16 protein-coding genes are annotated in these 17,670 nt (G+C 44.0%); 8 read left to right on the top strand and 8 right to left on the bottom strand.

Annotated features, from left to right (window positions below; all coding sequences use genetic code 11):
• Positions 1-23 precede the first annotated feature (23 nt).
• A complete protein-coding gene (locus L5M11_RS04040; protein ID WP_105249669.1) occupies positions 24-2,000 on the bottom strand; it encodes a BCCT family transporter in 1,977 nt (658 codons plus the stop codon).
• 398 nt (positions 2,001-2,398) lie between these two features.
• Positions 2,399-2,980: a DUF502 domain-containing protein gene (locus tag L5M11_RS04035; protein WP_028760527.1), complete on the bottom strand. Its 582-nt coding sequence runs from the start codon at positions 2,978-2,980 to the stop codon at positions 2,399-2,401.
• 185 nt (positions 2,981-3,165) lie between these two features.
• Here L5M11_RS04035 and L5M11_RS04030 point away from each other — a divergent pair, with 185 nt between their 5' ends.
• From L5M11_RS04030 to L5M11_RS04015, 4 genes are all read left to right on the top strand, one after another.
• Positions 3,166-3,561: a VOC family protein gene (locus tag L5M11_RS04030; protein WP_219250221.1), complete on the top strand. Its 396-nt coding sequence runs from the start codon at positions 3,166-3,168 to the stop codon at positions 3,559-3,561.
• 497 nt (positions 3,562-4,058) lie between these two features.
• On the top strand, positions 4,059-4,772 hold the full coding sequence (locus L5M11_RS04025) for a hypothetical protein (RefSeq protein ID WP_263191430.1): 714 nt from the start codon (positions 4,059-4,061) through the stop codon (positions 4,770-4,772).
• 101 nt (positions 4,773-4,873) lie between these two features.
• Positions 4,874-5,788, top strand: a complete 915-nt coding sequence (locus L5M11_RS04020) for an ATP-binding protein (protein WP_263191428.1) — start codon at positions 4,874-4,876, stop codon at positions 5,786-5,788.
• A complete protein-coding gene (locus L5M11_RS04015; protein WP_263191427.1) occupies positions 5,778-6,704 on the top strand; it encodes an HNH endonuclease in 927 nt (308 codons plus the stop codon). Before L5M11_RS04020 ends, L5M11_RS04015 begins: the two co-directional genes overlap by 11 nt.
• A 210-nt stretch (positions 6,705-6,914) precedes the next feature.
• Here L5M11_RS04015 and L5M11_RS04010 read toward each other — a convergent pair whose 3' ends face one another.
• The 5 genes from L5M11_RS04010 to L5M11_RS03990 form a co-directional block, all read right to left on the bottom strand.
• Positions 6,915-7,067, bottom strand: a complete 153-nt coding sequence (locus tag L5M11_RS04010) for a hypothetical protein (protein WP_158497643.1) — start codon at positions 7,065-7,067, stop codon at positions 6,915-6,917.
• Positions 7,068-7,303: 236 nt separating this feature from the next.
• Positions 7,304-8,014 carry a phosphate signaling complex protein PhoU gene (gene phoU, locus L5M11_RS04005; RefSeq protein ID WP_028760530.1) on the bottom strand — a complete coding sequence of 237 codons (711 nt, stop codon included), beginning with the start codon at positions 8,012-8,014 and terminating at the stop codon, positions 7,304-7,306.
• 70 nt (positions 8,015-8,084) lie between these two features.
• Positions 8,085-8,903 carry a phosphate ABC transporter ATP-binding protein PstB gene (gene pstB, locus L5M11_RS04000; protein ID WP_028760531.1) on the bottom strand — a complete coding sequence of 273 codons (819 nt, stop codon included), beginning with the start codon at positions 8,901-8,903 and terminating at the stop codon, positions 8,085-8,087.
• A gap of 33 nt (positions 8,904-8,936) precedes the next feature.
• A complete protein-coding gene (gene pstA / locus L5M11_RS03995; RefSeq protein ID WP_028760532.1) occupies positions 8,937-10,595 on the bottom strand; it encodes a phosphate ABC transporter permease PstA in 1,659 nt (552 codons plus the stop codon).
• 59 nt (positions 10,596-10,654) lie between these two features.
• Positions 10,655-12,913 (bottom strand): ABC transporter permease subunit, encoded by a 2,259-nt coding sequence (locus tag L5M11_RS03990; protein WP_113938900.1) that lies wholly within the window; start codon positions 12,911-12,913, stop codon positions 10,655-10,657.
• 200 nt (positions 12,914-13,113) lie between these two features.
• Between L5M11_RS03990 and L5M11_RS03985 the strand changes: the two genes are divergently transcribed.
• The 3 genes from L5M11_RS03985 to L5M11_RS03975 all read left to right on the top strand — a co-directional run bounded on the left by L5M11_RS03985 (position 13,114) and on the right by L5M11_RS03975 (position 15,740).
• Positions 13,114-13,614 (top strand): glycine cleavage system protein R, encoded by a 501-nt coding sequence (locus L5M11_RS03985; RefSeq protein WP_263191426.1) that lies wholly within the window; start codon positions 13,114-13,116, stop codon positions 13,612-13,614.
• Positions 13,615-14,091: 477 nt separating this feature from the next.
• The gene (locus tag L5M11_RS03980; RefSeq protein WP_219234197.1) at positions 14,092-14,745 is read left to right on the top strand and encodes a DedA family protein; all 654 of its coding nucleotides are present in this window, start codon (positions 14,092-14,094) and stop codon (positions 14,743-14,745) included.
• 173 nt (positions 14,746-14,918) lie between these two features.
• Positions 14,919-15,740 (top strand): DUF2797 domain-containing protein, encoded by an 822-nt coding sequence (locus L5M11_RS03975; protein ID WP_263191424.1) that lies wholly within the window; start codon positions 14,919-14,921, stop codon positions 15,738-15,740.
• 248 nt (positions 15,741-15,988) lie between these two features.
• Here L5M11_RS03975 and L5M11_RS03970 read toward each other — a convergent pair whose 3' ends face one another.
• Positions 15,989-16,672 carry a DUF4136 domain-containing protein gene (locus L5M11_RS03970; protein WP_317629862.1) on the bottom strand — a complete coding sequence of 228 codons (684 nt, stop codon included), beginning with the start codon at positions 16,670-16,672 and terminating at the stop codon, positions 15,989-15,991.
• 400 nt (positions 16,673-17,072) lie between these two features.
• Between L5M11_RS03970 and L5M11_RS03965 the strand changes: the two genes are divergently transcribed.
• Positions 17,073-17,666 carry a LysE family translocator gene (locus L5M11_RS03965; protein WP_028760538.1) on the top strand — a complete coding sequence of 198 codons (594 nt, stop codon included), beginning with the start codon at positions 17,073-17,075 and terminating at the stop codon, positions 17,664-17,666.
• Positions 17,667-17,670: the final 4 nt, after the last annotated feature.

Below are 17,670 nucleotides of genomic sequence, written 5' to 3'. Positions count from 1 at the left end.
TTAGTTTACTTAACTTACGTTACTTAGCTTACGTGGGCATGATCGGCATTCGACAGATGCAAATAATGTAAGTATTTTTCATACTGAGTCACCACATCCGCGAGGATTTGCTCTTCGGTATAACCCATCACATCGTAATGCTGACCACCTTGTTCAAGGTACACTTCGGCGCGGTAATACAAGGTATTGCCCTGCTCGATTTCAGTCCCTATTGGGTTAGTGATGTCAAAACAACGCGTTCGTACACCGTAAACAAAGGGCAAGTTCACCTCATTGCTGATCACTAATCGCACGCGGCCATCTAAGTATTCAAGATCGGCCACTATGCCTTTCGCCATAAAGTGTTGGCACACCTTAGACAAAGCGGGCGTCGCCACATTATTCAAGAACACTTGCGCTTCTTCATGGGTAGGATGCGAGACTAAAACCCCAATACGCTCTTCCCAGCTCATGTTGGTTTTGGCGTACTGCACACTGGTATTGTGTAACTGCACGCTATTAATCTTAAGCCAATCATTTTTCAGGGCTTTAAATAGGCCCAGACACATGAATAGCATCACCACTAAGAACGGCATAGCACTGGCGATAGCCGCCGTTTGCAGCGCCTGTAACCCACCCGCTAACAACAATACCGAAGCAACGACCCCTTGCAACAGGGCCCAAAAGATCCTCTGCCATACGGGGGCATTGTTATCACCACCCGAGGTTAGATTATCAATCACTAAGGATCCCGAATCCGACGAGGTCACAAAGAAAGTGACAACTAAACAAATCGCAATCCCAGAAAGTAACGTAGGAAACGGCATGTGCTCGAAAAACACAAACAAGGCCACTGACACATCGGTATTCACCGCCTCGGCAAGATAGGTCGCGCCGTGATTCATAATCGAATCAATCGCCGTATTACCAAATACCGTCATCCACAGAAAGGTCAGCGCCGATGGCACAAATAACACACCTATCAAAAACTCACGTATGGTACGGCCGCGACTCACACGCGCAATAAAGGTACCGACAAAAGGAGACCACGAAATCCACCAGCCCCAATAGAGCAAGGTCCAGCCTCCGAGCCAATCTTCCTTATGTTCATAAGCGTACAAGTTAAAGGTTTTGCCCACTAAATCACTTAAGTAACTACCGGTATTCTGCACAAAAGCCTGCAACAGCATAACCGTAGGGCCAAGGATCAAGACGATAAGCAATAAAATAATCGCGAGACCCAGATTGAGTTCGCTTAAGCGTTTCACACCTTTATCGAGGCCAGAAAATACCGATAATGTCGCCAATAAAGTAATGCCGATAATCAAACACACCTGCACCACAGCATTATTAGGTAAACCTTCAAATAGATAACTCAGACCCGAGTTAACCTGCAACACCCCAAAGCCCAGTGAGGTCGCCACCCCAAACATAGTGCCAAGCACAGCAAAGGTATCCACTGTATGGCCAATAGGACCATAGATGCGTTCACCAATTAAGGGATAAAGCGCACTTCGCGGCAATAACGGTAACTTATGTCGATAAGAGAAATAGGCCAGACTCAATGCCACCACAGCGTAAATCGCCCAAGCATGCAGTCCCCAATGGAAGAAAGTGATCTTCATTGCCTCTTTTGCGGCAATAAGACTCTCAGGGGTTGCATCCGGCGGAGCCAGATAGTGCATAACAGGTTCAGCGACCCCAAAAAACATCAAACCTATGCCCATACCCGCCGAAAACAACATGGCGATCCAGCTTTTATAGCTATAGTCAGGCACTGAATGATCTGGTCCTAGTTTGATATCGCCGAAGCGACTGACCATGACAAATATGATAAAAATCAGGAAAAACGCCACACTTAGAATGTAAAGCCAACCGGCTTTCATTTCTATCCATGACTGCATTGATCTAAAAAAGGTGTTTGCCTCTGTGGGCCATACTGCGCAAATCATCACCATCAAGATGATGAAAAAGACCGACGAATAAAATACCGGCGGATTAATACTAGACTTGATTGACATTGACTCTCCCTATTTCTAGCGGGTTCACACTCCAAATATCTCAACATACCAACGGCGAGATAGGACAAAACTTATACTTAAAATTTGGTAAATACTGCGTGGCTCATCTATGACCAGTATGGGGGAAATCCCAAAGATCATGGCAACGACTCGCTATGGCTAAACGCGACAGGATCTGAACAACGGGATTAACAACACTCGACTTTTTTAAGCCAATGATTGATGGATAAACAGAATTAACACCACTAAGGCAGCTAACACCCACCTTTAGCATAAAACAAATATATTACTAGAATATTCAGCATAAAAAATGGCGACCATATTGGTCGCCAAAAAATTATACCACAAAAATCATAAAATTTAATTTTAAACGCTAAAACGCACAAACCTTCATCGGATTACTTAGTCGGTGACTGCGAAATGCCAGCAGTTAAATTGAAGCGCATCGCCTCCTCAAACGACCAATCAACCATAATTAAATCATCCCGCTTAACTAAGCTCGTCACGCCCGCCATTTGATAGCTCAATTGGAACAACACAGGCACCCAATCGCCCTCAGGCAACGCATCTAACAAGGGCTGCGGCGGCGTATCTGTCATGATAAATCCCACCACAAAACTGCCATTCGCCTGTTTCACTAACACTGTCTTTTGGCTTGTTGGCTTACCGTCACGATTCATCAAAGAGGCGATATCACGGATACTGCCATAAACCGATTTAAACAATGGGAAACGCATCAACTGGCGCTCAAGCCAACCATAAAGCCACACAATCGGGCTGACCGAAAACAGCAGGCCCACGGCAAAAACTAATGCCACCACCAGCATAAAACCGGCGCCGACAAAGTGTTGGTTAATCCCTACCAACTCTAAAATTACAATTCCTAAACCATCTAACGATACAAACAACGACCAAAACAGCCACAAACTCAAGGCCATAGGTAATAGATTCATTAAGCCGCGGGCTAAGGTTTTTTTCATCACACTCTCATTCAGTCATAGGGATACAAAAGGCATAAAATATTTACGCAAAAAACGCCACAAATGCTACCACAGAGTCACTTTTGCACCAGCACATGATGTAAGGTATCTGGCAGTAATAGTCTCAAGCATAGAGACAGCGTTCAAATTCAGGGCCCACTCTGAGCCATTCTAAGGAAAGTAAAATGCGCGTAACCCGCTTAGATCATTTGGTCTTAACCGTAAAAGACATCGCCGTCAGTGTCGAATTTTATCAAACCGTGCTCGGGATGAAAAAAGTGGTATTTGGCAATCAGCGTATTGCGTTAAGTTTTGGCGACCAAAAGATTAACTTGCACCAAGCGGGCGCAGAATTTGAACCTAAAGCCGCAGCAGCCACACCCGGCAGTGCCGATCTGTGTTTTGTGGTCAGCCACAACATAGAAGAAGTGATCGCCCACTTAAACGCACTTCAGATTGAAATCATTGAAGGACCAGTGCTACGAACCGGCGCCACAGGCCGGATAAACTCTGTCTATATCCGCGACCCAGATTATAACCTGCTTGAGTTATCAGAATATCTGCCCGCCTGCACTGGGTAAGCGAATTGGGGCAATATCAGCTGCAGTTCTGCTAGCACGCGGCGAGCAGAACTGCAGCTAACGTTATACTGGTTCACTGTTGTTTGCGATAAGACTCTCGACAGTTGAGTGGCATTTATTGTCATTACTTCCCTGATTAACTCGCGATCCTTTTAGCTAATTAAGAAGTATCCCTATAGGCTCAGCTAAAAAGCGAGTGCTCAAAACAAGACGACTGGGTTTTGCAGCGTTAATTATCATTACTTCCCCAGTGACTCGCCGTAAACTCATCCTTGAGGGCTCTACTAAAACATCCCTGTTTTAGAAGGTCACTGGTGCAGCAATGACAATCTTAGGTAAGTTATCAATACCTATGTCTGCCCTAAAAAGCATTTGCCCCAAAGCTTTCAGCAATGTGAGATAGGATTTACTCTTTGATAGAGATGTTGACCAAATTCTAGTAATCATACAAAGTGCTGGCAGAACAAAGGTATTTCCACTTTATAGCAGTCAACTACATGAAAATAAAATATTCCCCTAATCAAAATTGGAAATCACCAGCTCCTAAATTAACAGGAGAAGATAATTATCTCTCTTTAAGTGGCAACGATTGGGATGATTTTGGTATGCGGTCAACATTGAACTGCACTCTTGTTATTGATGGAGTCGTCCAGCCTGTCGATTTTAGATTAAAGATGCTGATTGCTGATTGTGATTACACTGCGAGTAGGTTAAATGAGCTATGCGCTGAAGGATGGAGTGGTGAGTTCCCTATACCAAATATAGATTACATTTCTGTGCCAACAGATATTAATTTTTACAAGATATTACACTCAAAATTTGATCATTCCTCTAGTCATCATGTACTGCATAATTTAAGAGATGCAGGTTATTTAATTTATGTTATTAAAGATGATGCTGCTAAAGAACTATCCCAATTATCAGCATTTTCGAACTCTTTACTTCGGGACAGTGGTAGCAATATGTCATTCCAAGATGGATGGCGTCTGTTTGTTGGTGAGGAAAGTCAAATCAGAGATTTTACCTTAAATATATTAACATCAGAATATGAGTCGAAACCAATACCTTTTAGATTCGAGTCAAGCCTACTGCCCTACGATGTAAATGTATTGATTGGTCCTAATGGCATTGGTAAATCTTATTGTCTGAGATCCTTAGTGGAATACTGGTTGAAAACTGGAATGGGGGATAAAAAACACTCGATGGCCTAAGTCATGAACCATTTGATATCCGGCCTAATATTAACCGTTTGATTTTGGTCTCGTATAGTCCTTTTGAAGAGTTTAGCTTAGGCCTAACAGCCGAAGATGAGGTGGCTGATAGAAGCTCATATCGATATTTTGGGTTTAGACAAAAACGTGAAGATGACACAATAAATATTGAGCGCGAGAAATTGGAAGGTGACAGAATTCGTATTAATCGTAATTTACCAAAGTTTGAAGCAAGTCATTCACTGATTGATGCTATTTTTGAAGATGAAAAGTACAAAGGTGAAAGTTGGTGGGTTAACAAGTTTTCAGCAATAGAGTCAGCATTAAAAGTAGCGCTAGATTTTGACCACTTAGCAATTAAAGTGAACATGAGTAAAGCAGGTGGTATCTTGGCTGATTTTCCAAAGATTATCAATGGTGAAGATTATTTAGAGTTAAATGAATTTATTGGTGCTAAATATGAAAAACCAACATTTAAGAGCATATGTAATTTTACTGATGGTATTCAGTTTATTAAAGATAACAAAGTAAAAGGACTAAGTTCAGGCCAGCAACTATTTAGTTATATTGCAATTAATGTTGTCGGGGCGATAAGGGAACATAGCCTAATCGTAATAGATGAACCAGAGCTATTTTTACACCCAACACTTGAGATTGAGTTTATATCTTTACTTAAGGTCATCTTAAAACCATTTAAATCAAAAGCTATTTTAGCTACACACTCTTTGGCTGTCGTGCGAGAAGTGCCCTCTAAATGCGTTCATATATTTCGCAATGAAGGCTACGGACTCGAGATCGTCCCACCTCCGTTTGAAACTTTTGGTGGCAGTGTGCAACGGATTTCTTCTTATGTATTTGGTGACAAATCTGTATCTAAACCATTCGATGAGTGGGTAGAAATGCAGATGAATGAAAATCCAGATGCAGAGAAGCTGATCAGTGACCTTGGCGATGAAATTAATGAAGAGTTGACTATGAAGATTTTAAGCTTGGGGAGAAAACATAGTGGTCGCTAAGCTTAATCGCCCTGTTTATGATTCGGTTCAAGTTATTCGTGCTATTTTTGCAGAACGAGTACATAACAAAGAGTTTTATGAAGCTCTATTACCTGATTTAGTAGGAAAAATTGTCACTTATATTGAGTTTGGTGGTGACCCAAGTAAAGTAGACCCATTTGACTTATCTCCTTATATAACTCAGCAGAGAATTAATGAGGAAGCGCGGATAAAGGTCACCGTTAAAGAGAACCCTGAACCATTAGTTAGGCTCATCGATAAGCGGAAAACGTCGCTAATTGGTCTGTATTATCCTGCAAAAGATAAGCTGCCTTACGATATTTTGGAAAACATGAGAAGGAAACACGGACTATTGTTTTGCCCTAGTTGTGGTGAGCCTGGCAAACCAGGAACTCTAGATCATTATTTTCCTAAAGATGCTTACCCTGAGTTAGCTGCAGTTCTTGTTAACCTCACGCCTATGTGTAGCGAGTGCCAAGGGCGAAAAGGAACAGATTTTCAAGATGAACAAGGGAAAAAAATATTTATTCATCCATATTTTGACCCTGTTGACCAAGTTTTAATTTCTTTAGATATTCATGAACCCTATTCTTGTCCGGCTGCATTTAATGTATCTGTTCCTGCGAATGTTGATCTAGTATTAAGACGATTAGTTTGCGCCCATATACGCGGAGTGGATTTTGTCGAGAGATTTGCAGACTTTTGTAGATCACAATATATGACCCTATTGGGTATTTTTGCGAAGGAGAGATTAGATCCTGCTCCTGATACAGCAATTCGAATCGTAAGAAGGTTTTTGAGAAATACAGAAGACCAATCAGTGAACCGCTGGGAAACAATTTTTTACCGTGGTGTGTTGAATAATCCAAATTTACTTAATTATTTAGATAATGGTGAACTACCTGATTTCTTATAGGTTTAAAGATAAATAGTGTAATCAGATGGACTCCGAAATCTAGCTTATTCCTAACGAGGTTAGGTTCCAAAGTGTAGTGGCATAGTGAATTTGGTCACTGGTTTGTACTTGATAGTACTCTTGGCATAGAAAAGTTATCTGAAAAGTTCAGTATTGCACAAATTCGTAACTCTATAATGTCCAAAAGTGTGTTGCGAATGTCTTTTAAATCTACAGATTACACGAATGCACGAAAGGTGAGCCATGGTGATTAGCGAGACGACCGTCCGCCCCATGGACGGGGCGGTCGAGCATCCAAGGACGGACTTGCTGCGCGTCGGTGAGTGAATACCATGGCAAGCCTGTATGAATGAGTATCAGCAAACGCTAAGCCCCCAACAACTGTAGTTAAAGCTCACTCCGGTATAATAGCCCTGCAGAATTTTCCAATGCGTTTTTACCAAATCGAATTGACTCATCATTGCTATTATCCATGTCAAATCAGTCTATAAAGCAGTCGCCATTAATTAAACCACATTTAAAAACCCTAAAAGCAAAACGCTCCACAGAAACTGCGAAGCGTTTTATTCAGGCATTACAACTGCAGATTAATGCGTGTGTTAGCCTTTCATGTCCTTTTCCATATCTTCGTAGGAAGTATGGCGAACATCTTTACCTTTCACGTAGTAGATAATGTATTCACAAATATTTTTGCAGCGGTCGCCGACACGCTCAACTGCACGTGCTGCCCATAATACATCGAGTATGTCTGGGATTGAACGCGGATCTTCCATCATATAGGTCATTAACTGGCGAATAATGCCTTCATATTCACGGTCAAGCTTAGCATCTTCTTTATGCAGCTCTAACGCGGTATCGGCATCCATACGGGCCAAGGCATCTAAAGTCGCATGCAACATCCGAGTCGCATGACGCCCCATATTTTCAATGCTAACTAACAAAGGCTGCTGATTATTCAAACGTTTATCTAATGCTGCTTTTGCAATCCGCACACAGGCATCACCAATACGCTCAAGATCGGCGATGGTTTTTGAAATAGCGATAATCAAGCGTAAATCACTGGCCGCAGGTTGACGCTTAGCAATAATACGCGTGCATTCTTCGTCAATGGAAACTTCCATCGCATTGACTTTATGATCGCCTGCAATCACCCGCTGAGCTAACTCGGCATCGAGGGCACTTAAGGCATCAATCGCTTGCTCCAGCTGACGTTCAACCAAGCCACCCATGGCGAGCACTCGATTACGGATATCATCCAGCTCAGCGGTGAACTGACCCGAAATGTGCTTACTTAAATTCATGTTTTCCATTGCGTTCCAACCTGTTACTTAACTGTTGACCCATACCAAGCCGTGGTGGCCTTATCCGATACTCAAGCGATTAACCGTAACGTCCTGTGATGTAATCTTCAGTCTTACGTTTTTTCGGCGTGGTGAAAATCGTATTAGTATCAGCATATTCAACTAATTCACCCATATACATAAAGGCCGTTTGATCCGATACTCGCGCCGCCTGTTGCATGTTGTGAGTCACGATAACCACAGTGTATTTCGTCTTAAGCTCAGTGATTAACTCTTCAATCGTCAGCGTCGAAATCGGATCGAGTGCCGATGTTGGTTCGTCGAGTAATAACACTTCTGGCTCAATGGCTATCGCACGGGCAATCACCAGTCGTTGCTGTTGACCGCCAGATAAACCAAAGGCGTTATCGTGCAATCTGTCTTTAACTTCGTCCCAAATCGCCGCGCCGCGCAATGAACGCTCAGCCGCTTCGTCGAGTTCACGACGGTTATTCAGCCCTTGCAATCTCAAGCCATAAACAACGTTTTCGTAAATCGACTTAGGGAAAGGATTTGGGCGTTGGAACACCATACCGACATTACGGCGCAGAGCCGCGACGTCGATTTTCTTGTCGTAAATATTCTGGCCGTGCAGCAAGATCTCGCCGCCAATATGACAATTATCAACTAAGTCATTCATGCGGTTAATACAGCGCAATAGTGTCGATTTACCACAACCACTGGGGCCGATAAAGGCAGTGACTTGCTTCTTGGGGATCTTCATCGATACATTAAACAGCGCTTGCTTATCGCCATAGCGCAAATCTAAGTTACGGATCTCCAGCGCGGTGTCGTTCTGGCTTAAGTTAGCTAAATCAAAGTTATTGGTTTTCATTGCTGTCGAATCTATAGAAATCATATTTAGTCCTAATACTTTCAGGATAATCGCTGATTAGTGCTCAAGCGAACGATATTTTTCACGTAAGTGGTTACGCACGCTAATGGCCGTCAAGTTGAGTGCCACAATCACAGACACCAGCAAGAAAGAGGTCGCATACACCAGAGGACGTGCCGCTTCAACGTTAGGACTCTGGAAGCCCACATCATATATATGGAACCCTAAGTGCATAAACTTACGTTCTAAATGCACAAACGGGAAGTTAAAGTCCAGTGGTAATGTTGGCGCTAATTTAACGACACCCACCAACATCAGCGGTGCCACTTCACCAGCAGCACGAGCGACCGCTAAAATCAAACCCGTCATGATCGCTGGACTCGCCATCGGGATCACAATCCGCCACAGGGTTTCAGCCTTAGTTGCGCCCAATGCCAAACTACCTTGACGCACCGCGCTTGGAATACGACTTAACCCTTCTTCAGTCGACACAATAACCACTGGCAGCGTCAAAATCGCGAGGGTTAATGCCGACCAAATCACCCCTGGTGAACCAAAGGTAGGAGCAGGCAAAGCTTCAGCGTAAAACAATTGGTCGATGGAACCGCCCATCATGTACACGAAGAAACCTAAACCGAATACACCATACACAATCGAGGGCACACCCGCTAAATTGATTACCGCAATGCGGATCATCTTAGTAATAGGGCCTTTCTTAGCATATTCATGTAGATAAACCGCCGCGACCACGCCAAATGGCGTCACGATAACCGCCATCAACATCACCATAAATACAGTGCCGAAAATCGCGGGGAACACGCCGCCCTCAGTGTTGGCTTCACGCGGATCGTCACTCATAAAGCGTCCAATACCGACAAACCACTTACCAATTTTGCCTATGAGTCCTAAGTGATTCACATAGGTCACATCCAGAACAGTATCGAGCTTCAGTTCAACTTCTTCGCCGCGCATATCTCGGACGATAACCGAGTCACGCGCCGCATCATCACGCAGGGCAAATAACGCTTTTTCAAGCACTAAGTAATCTTCTTGCAGTTGAGCTCTCTTGGCGACCAACTCAGCTTTAATACTGTCGGTCAGTTCCCCATCCAGCTCGAAACGACGCTCCTGCAAACGCAATTTTTCAATGGCGTAGTTAATCGAGCCAATATCTTGCTTCTGCAAATCAACCGCTTTGTCCGATAAGGCCACTGCGCGTTCGATGTGCTCCATTAAGGAGGATTCAATCGCATCATTCACTAAATCAAGACGCTTGCCATTTTCAATCACGGCTATCGGATAACCGTAGAAGTTACCGTTTTTAGCCCGCTCGATCAGTGCGACCTCGCTTGGCACAGAACGACTAACAATGTCCGTACCTAATATCCAGCGGAAATCCAAACCCACAAATTCACGGTTACCGGTTTTCACTAAGTAACGGGTCACAAACTCGCCCGGATGTTGCTTAAACACATGGCCAGCAGCAATCAAACGCTCAGTCGGTACTTCTTCCCTATCGTAAACCTCACCAATTAAGGTCGAACGTACACCCGTGTTATCTTCAAGCTCCCACTGGTAAACGGTTGCAGGCCAAAAGTAACTTAAGCCGCGCCATGCGATTAACAATAATAAGCCTAAGACGGCAATCAAACTGATGCTCACGGCACCGCCCGTCATCCATATCCATGGCGAGCCTGATTTTACCCACTTACCCATTGCACAAACCTCTCAAGGTCACTGGCGAAATAGTATTTAATGTCATTGTCTTATCCCCGTTACAGCGAGCTATAGCGTTCACGTAGACGCTGTCTCACCACTTCTGCAATGGTGTTAAAGAAGAATGTAAAGATGAATAGTACGAACGCAGCAAGGAAGAGCACACGATAATGCGAGCTACCGATAGCCGATTCAGGCATTTCAACCGCAATGTTTGCCGCCAAGGTTCGCATCCCTTCGAACACGCTCCATTCCATGATGGCAGTGTTACCAGTGGCCATCAGTACGATCATGGTCTCGCCAACGGCGCGGCCAAGGCCCATCATAATGGCCGAGAAAATTCCCGGACTGGCGGTTAACAACACAACGCGTGTCAATGTCTGCCAAGGCGTCGCACCTAAGGCTAAGCTGCCGTTAGATAAATGACGTGGTACAGAGAAAATGGCATCTTCAGCGATGGAGAAAATCGTTGGGATCACCGCAAAGCCCATGGCAATACCGACCACTAGCGCGTTACGTTGGTCGAAGGTGATCCCCAGTTCGTTAGTGATGAATTGACGGGTATTACCATCAAACAGCGCCACTTCGATGATTGGGCTGACCGCAAAAGAGAACCAACCCACGAAACAGACCACAGGGATCAACATCAGCTCTTGGTACACTTCAGGTAAACGTTGTTTCCACTTACCCGGCAACCTACTCCAGCCATAGGCAGATGTGAGTATCGAGGTCGGCAATAAGATCAGTAGAATTAAAATGCCGGGGAGATGCTCTTCAATCAGTGGCGCTAACCACAGACCCGCCAAGAAGCCTAAAATCACCGTTGGTAATGCTTCCATGATTTCAATGGTCGGTTTCACGAAACCGCGCACCTTAGGCGACATAAAGTAAGCCGTGTAAATCGCACCAGCAACGGATAAAGGCACGGCAAATAACATGGCATAAAATGCCGCTTTCATTGTGCCGTAGGCCAATGGCATTAAGCTCAACTTAGCTTCGAAATCGTCAGAACCTGAGGTCGATTGCCATACATATTTAGGCTCTGGATAACCTTCATACCACACTTTGTCCCACATGGCGCTCCATGACACTTCTGGGTGGGAGTTTTCCACACTGAAGATATGCAGCTTTTTGTCCGCCTCAACGACTATGCCGTTTGAGCGTGGGGTAAAGCCCATTTTACCGGGGTTTTTAAGGTCAAACTTTGCATCAAACAGTTCACGATGACTCGTGGTATAGAGTAGTGTTAGCACACCCTCAGGGCTCACAGTCGCAAAACTCTTACGATAGAATTCAGAGGTAATCGAGCTGATGGGCGGTAAGTCATCAAACTGACGAATCTCTTGATATAAACGCCCTTTTTCACCATTAACTTGGAAGTACTGCGCCACAATACCTGTGTCATAACTGACCAGTAATGAACTCGCTCCCGCCAGCAAAGCCACGTTATTGACTTGTGCCTTAGCACGTTCAACATCAATCACCTGCAGCAGATCTAAGCTGTCAGTATCACGGATGTCGTACACGAAAATTTTATTGCCAGTTTGCAACATCAATTGACGTTGATCGGGCGTCATCAGCTCGTGGGAGACTTTCTTCGGCGCATCTTGAATTTGTGACGTCGTAGAAACCCACTCCACTTCTTCAGTCATCATGTTCTCTTGCCCTTCGAGACGAGTAAGGCGCCAAACACCACTCTCATCTTGATAAGCAAAACTCATTTTGTCTGAGCTATAAGTAAAGGTCAGCTTATGAATCGCGCTGCCTGTCTCATCGACTGTTATGGGGGTTTCACCTGCGGGATAACGCAGTTTAGGTGTGATTAAACGTTTGTTATTGGGGTACGTTAAACCAAACTCTAGGCCCGCCACTATGACCTGACCATTACTTAATCCCAGCGCAAAACGTTGTTCGCTCGGTACAGCAACGGCGGCGCTGGTGACGGTAACACCCGCTGGTAACGTCGGGGTAAAGCTAGAAAGTAAGCTACCGTCGGCAACAGTATAGAAGTCCACTTGACCATGAACGCTCACACGGTACATCACCTCATTTTGCTCTTCAGCACCCACCATTAAGGTCGGCACATCCGCGTGTTGATAGCTCACACTCTTAACGGGTGTGACATCAGCACTGTCGAAAATGGGTTTAATCACATACAACAGATAAAAGAAGATCAACAATAAGGCGACAAATACCATAGTGCCGCCGATAGTGACGCTGATTTGCGCCGCTTTATCCTTAAATGCCCTGCGATTCGAGCGTCCGCCTTTAAGCATACTGTGCGATGCAGAACCAGGTTGAGTGACCTGACTTTCCATTAAGAACCTCTATTATTAATAGCTAGCGAGTTTTTTCGCTAGGATTTGCCGAGTGCTATGCTTACACTGTTTGAACGTAAACTGAGCAATAACAACATCCTTTATTCTAAGTGCGTTGGATTATATGACGCAAAGATGACAGTTGTGTTACACCCCGTTTTAAAACAGGTGCCTTTTACAAAAAATAGGAGTCAGTCACTATGCTACGATACTTAATCACACTACAAGCACCTGATAGAAAAGGATTAGTAGAACAAATCTCCCATGCTGTGAGTCGTCATGGCGGCAACTGGCTCGACTCAGAATTACGCCATATTGACGGTGTCTTTGCCGCGATATTGTTACTCGAAGTGCCGTCACTGCGCATGGACGAGCTCATTGAGGCCCTAGAATGCATCGATAGCCTGTCCCTCACCTACTCCAAAACCTCGGTCGCCCTTAAGCCCATCAAACGCTTAAGTTACAACCTAGTGGCCTATGACAGACCCGGACTTGTGCTCGATATATCCAATAAAATCAATGCAATTGGCATCAATATCGAGCAGTTTAGTAGTCAATATGAAACCGCAGGCCACACAGGTATAGCACTCTTTCGGGCCACCATTGGCCTTGGACTCACAGATCTAGCCCAAGAAGATCAACTGGTAGAATCCCTCTATGCTCTTGGGGATGATCTCGTGCTCGATAGATTAAGCCGTTAATCTTGTTTACTTTTACGGCAAGCTAACACTTAGCACACCAACATATTTAGAGAGTGCACTCGCAATGACACTTTCAAAAAGCACTTTAAGAGCGCTTAAAGCAATGCTTAAAAACCGATATTCGCGACAAGGTGTTCAAATTAAGTTAAGCCAGTGCAATCAATACTGGATAGTTGGAATAGTTAGAATGCGCATAGGAATCAGGCAAGTGGGTTTGTAAGTTGATGTCATCATTCGAAATTTATTAACCATCTAATAATGCTTAATATTTTTACTATAAAAAGCCCACAAAACCCGATTACTGAACCATAAACACACTAACACCAACAAAATTTAATGTTGTAACTGCCTTTCGATTCATGCTCCCTTGGTAGAATAACCCACGAAACACCATAGCTCCGGTTCAGAATGACCACTTTGCCGCTTTCGAGCTTTACCATCTTTATGTTTTATCAATTATTTTAGGGAGTAGTACGTATGGAGCAGTTATACGAACTGGCCCAAGCCATGATACACAATGATCTGGCGGTTTTAGCCAATCCTAAAATCGCCATCATGGTCAGCGCATTAATTTGTGGCTTTTTAGTGTTAGAAAATGGCTTTATTCCCACCGCATTTTTACCCGGAGATAGCCTACTCTTTCTCACTGGAGTGCTGATTTATCAAGATATTCTTCATATCGGTATTATGCCGTTATTGGTTCTAGCAACCTTTACAGGTACAGCTATAGGTTATTTACAGGGTCGATTTTTAGGGCATACCCAAATTTACCAAAAACTGCTGTCGAATATTGATATCAAACATCAGGAAAAAGCGACCCACCTTATTGATAACTATGGAGTGATAACCCTGCTACTCGCACGTTATATTCCTTTTGTTCGTACCGTTTACCCCTATATTTTAGGTGCAACGGGTATTTCTTCCCGTCGTTTTTTACTCATTAACTTCATCAGTTCAATGGTGTGGATTTTTTCCGTTGTTGGTTTTGGGTATCTCATTAGCCATACCCAATTAGCAACAAAATACCAAACACAATTTATGAGCATAATCATTTACTTACCAGTAGCCCTGCTTACTTTCGGTATTATTGCCTTAGTGTACAAATGGTTAAATAAAACAAAAGAGGTTTAGGTGCACTCAGTCAATCGACTCACTTATCGACTTACTTATCGAAAAATCCTATCTAAACTGACTTGGATAATCTTGTATACTAACGGCAACGCAATGACGATATAACGGAAGCGTGCACTAGACCGCATGATGAGCGACTAAGCTGCACCAGAACGCAACACATTAGGATGACCATGTTAGGAACGCTAAAAAAGATGCGCGTGCAGTTAGATGACGCGCAACAAGTGCAATATCAACTCGTTGTTGGTGATGAGTTACTCCCGCTCAATCCATTGATAGGAAAGCAATTAACCTTGACCCACACGGGCAATATCTTCTGCTGCAACTGCGGTAAAAAGAGCAAGAAGAGTTACTCGCAGGGCCATTGTTTTGTCTGTATGCAAAAGCTGGCGAGTTGCGATATGTGCATCATGAAGCCGGAAACTTGTCATTACGACCAAGGCACTTGCCGCGAACCAGAGTGGGCCCAGAGCCACTGTTTTGTGCCGCATTATGTATATCTGTCGAATACTTCGGGCGTTAAAGTCGGCATTACCCGCCACACTCAACTGCCCACCCGTTGGATTGACCAAGGTGCTACCCAAGGTTTACCGATTTTTAAAGTCTCAACAAGGCAGCTCTCAGGCTTAGTCGAAGTAGAATTGGCAAAACTGGTTAATGATAAAACCCATTGGCAAGCCATGTTAAAAGGCCATGCCGACGATATTGATTTAAATGCTAAGGCTGCGGAACTGATCCCACAAATTGAGGCTAAGTTGCACGAAATCGGCATGCAAAAAGGCGATTACAGTATCGAGCGTTTGCACGAAACGGTTCAGCCAATTCATTATCCAATTGACACCTTTCCGAAGAAGATCACTTCGCACAATTTCGATAAAGATGTGGTCGTCAGCGGAATTTTGCAGGGGATAAAGGGGCAGTATTTAATGTTTGATACGGGCGTGATTAACATTCGTAAATTTTCATCCTACGAGATCACAGTCGAGCACGACTGAAACAGTCTGAAATCAAAATGGAACTTCCCTCCGTTAAAATGAAAAAGCGCGGCAGTTTTCACTGTCGCGCCCTTTATTGAGATGGCTGTCACTAAAGTACCATGTCCCACAGTTCAAAAATGGGAGCTAGCACTACAAACATGGGACCAAGACACCTCAATTAAGCACTAATCCCGTTTATCTGACGAATGCTCCTACCCAAATGCTGACTCAATTCACTTAGAACTGAACTAAAGCTCAAACGCTGACTAAGGAGCCACATTAACCGACGGCATATTGGCCAACATACTGGCAATGAGACTGTCGAAATTTTCGGTTAGCTCATCCATCTTTTTAATGTTACCAAAACCTTGGGCAAGCACTCGCCAAATTGGCTCATCAACGCCCTGTATTTTAGTGGGTTTAAAGAGCGCTATCACCACGGTACCTTTGTCATACTTTTGGGTATTCACACCGTCGGTTGACAGCCCAGCGACTAACCCTGTCACTGCCAAAATTTGTTCATCGCTCATTTCAGTTCCCATAGCGACGCCAAAGCCAACCTGAAAATCCGCCAGTAGTGGATCTTCGACCCAGCGATATCCCTTACTCTGCAAAGTTTGCTTTAATACGGCTTGCATGTGTTGCAACACTGGCTGCTGATCTAAGCGTTTATCTGTGATGATTTTTTGAAATTTAGGATGCCAAGTGAATGTCATTGCCATTGACGGTAATTCACTGAGATCGCCAGACATCACGATTGTGGTTCGCAAAGGCTGCGCCGCGTTATCCGTCACAGTCACGCAGCCAGTAAGACCTAATACGCTGCTAAAAAGCAGTATTAACACTCTCAAATACCGACTTAACGCTCGGTCGGGAACCCAGCAAGGAACTCGACTGAACTGTCGATTTAGCACTCCACTTAGCTCACTATTTAATGATGGATTCATCATGCCCTGTTACCTCAATCTATAAAATGCTGTCTAAGGATAGTTGCTATTACTAAAACTGAAAGCTGATATCCATCATAGTGTTAAATCAGCATATTCCAATATATCTTGATTTTCGTACTAACACAGAAAACCATCAAACTGCGCTAACTCTATTCTCACGCCATTAATCCCATCGAGGCATGTACATATTTTGTTATTCTTTTTAGTTTATAAACTCACTATGTCATATAGGCGCGGCAACATTTAATCGCTAGAATGCCTCGCCTGCGTTGCAATCAAATGTCGCAATTATAAATAATAGCAACACAGTATTGCGTAACATCAGATGAGTAAATCGCAGGCTCAATGCGGCAAATAATCACAATGCCATAAAACTAAAATAAAAGGTGTGGATCTATCTATGGAGTTAATACTCGCTATCGCGTTGTTTGCCTTTTCATCTGGGATCACCCCAGGGCCTAACAATATTATGCTGATGACCTCAGGGGTAAACTTTGGCGTAAAACGCAGTATTCCGCATCTTATGGGAATAAGCCTTGGCTTCCCGACCATGATCCTCGCGATAGGTTTGGGCTTGAGCGCCCTATTCCAAAGCTATCCTATCATCCATCAAGTGATTAAAGTCGTCGGCATAGGTTACCTTTTGTATCTGTCTTGGTTGATTGCGAACAGCAGTAGCAAGATGGAAGGTAAAGCCATTGCTAAACCCTTCAGTTTTATCCAAGCCGCGGCCTTTCAATGGGTCAACCCTAAGGGCTGGATCATGGCCGTGGGCGCGATTGCGACGTTCACGTCAGTACAGCAGGATTTGACCCCGCAGGTCATCACTATTGCAACGGTATTTTTGTGCGTCGCATTTCCCTGCGCTATCGTCTGGCTCGGCTTTGGTGTAGCCCTTAAACGCATTTTAAAAAATGAGCGCCAACAGAAGATTTTTAATATCACTATGGCGCTCTTGCTTGTGGCGTCTATCATCCCTATGATCGCCCCCTAATTTT

This window comes from Shewanella sp. SM87 (assembly GCF_025653705.1).
In the GTDB taxonomy this organism is placed as follows: Bacteria; Pseudomonadota; Gammaproteobacteria; order Enterobacterales; family Shewanellaceae; genus Shewanella; species Shewanella oncorhynchi.
The sequence above is the reverse complement of the archived record's forward strand: the minus strand, read 5'-3'. Positions and strand labels throughout refer to the sequence as shown.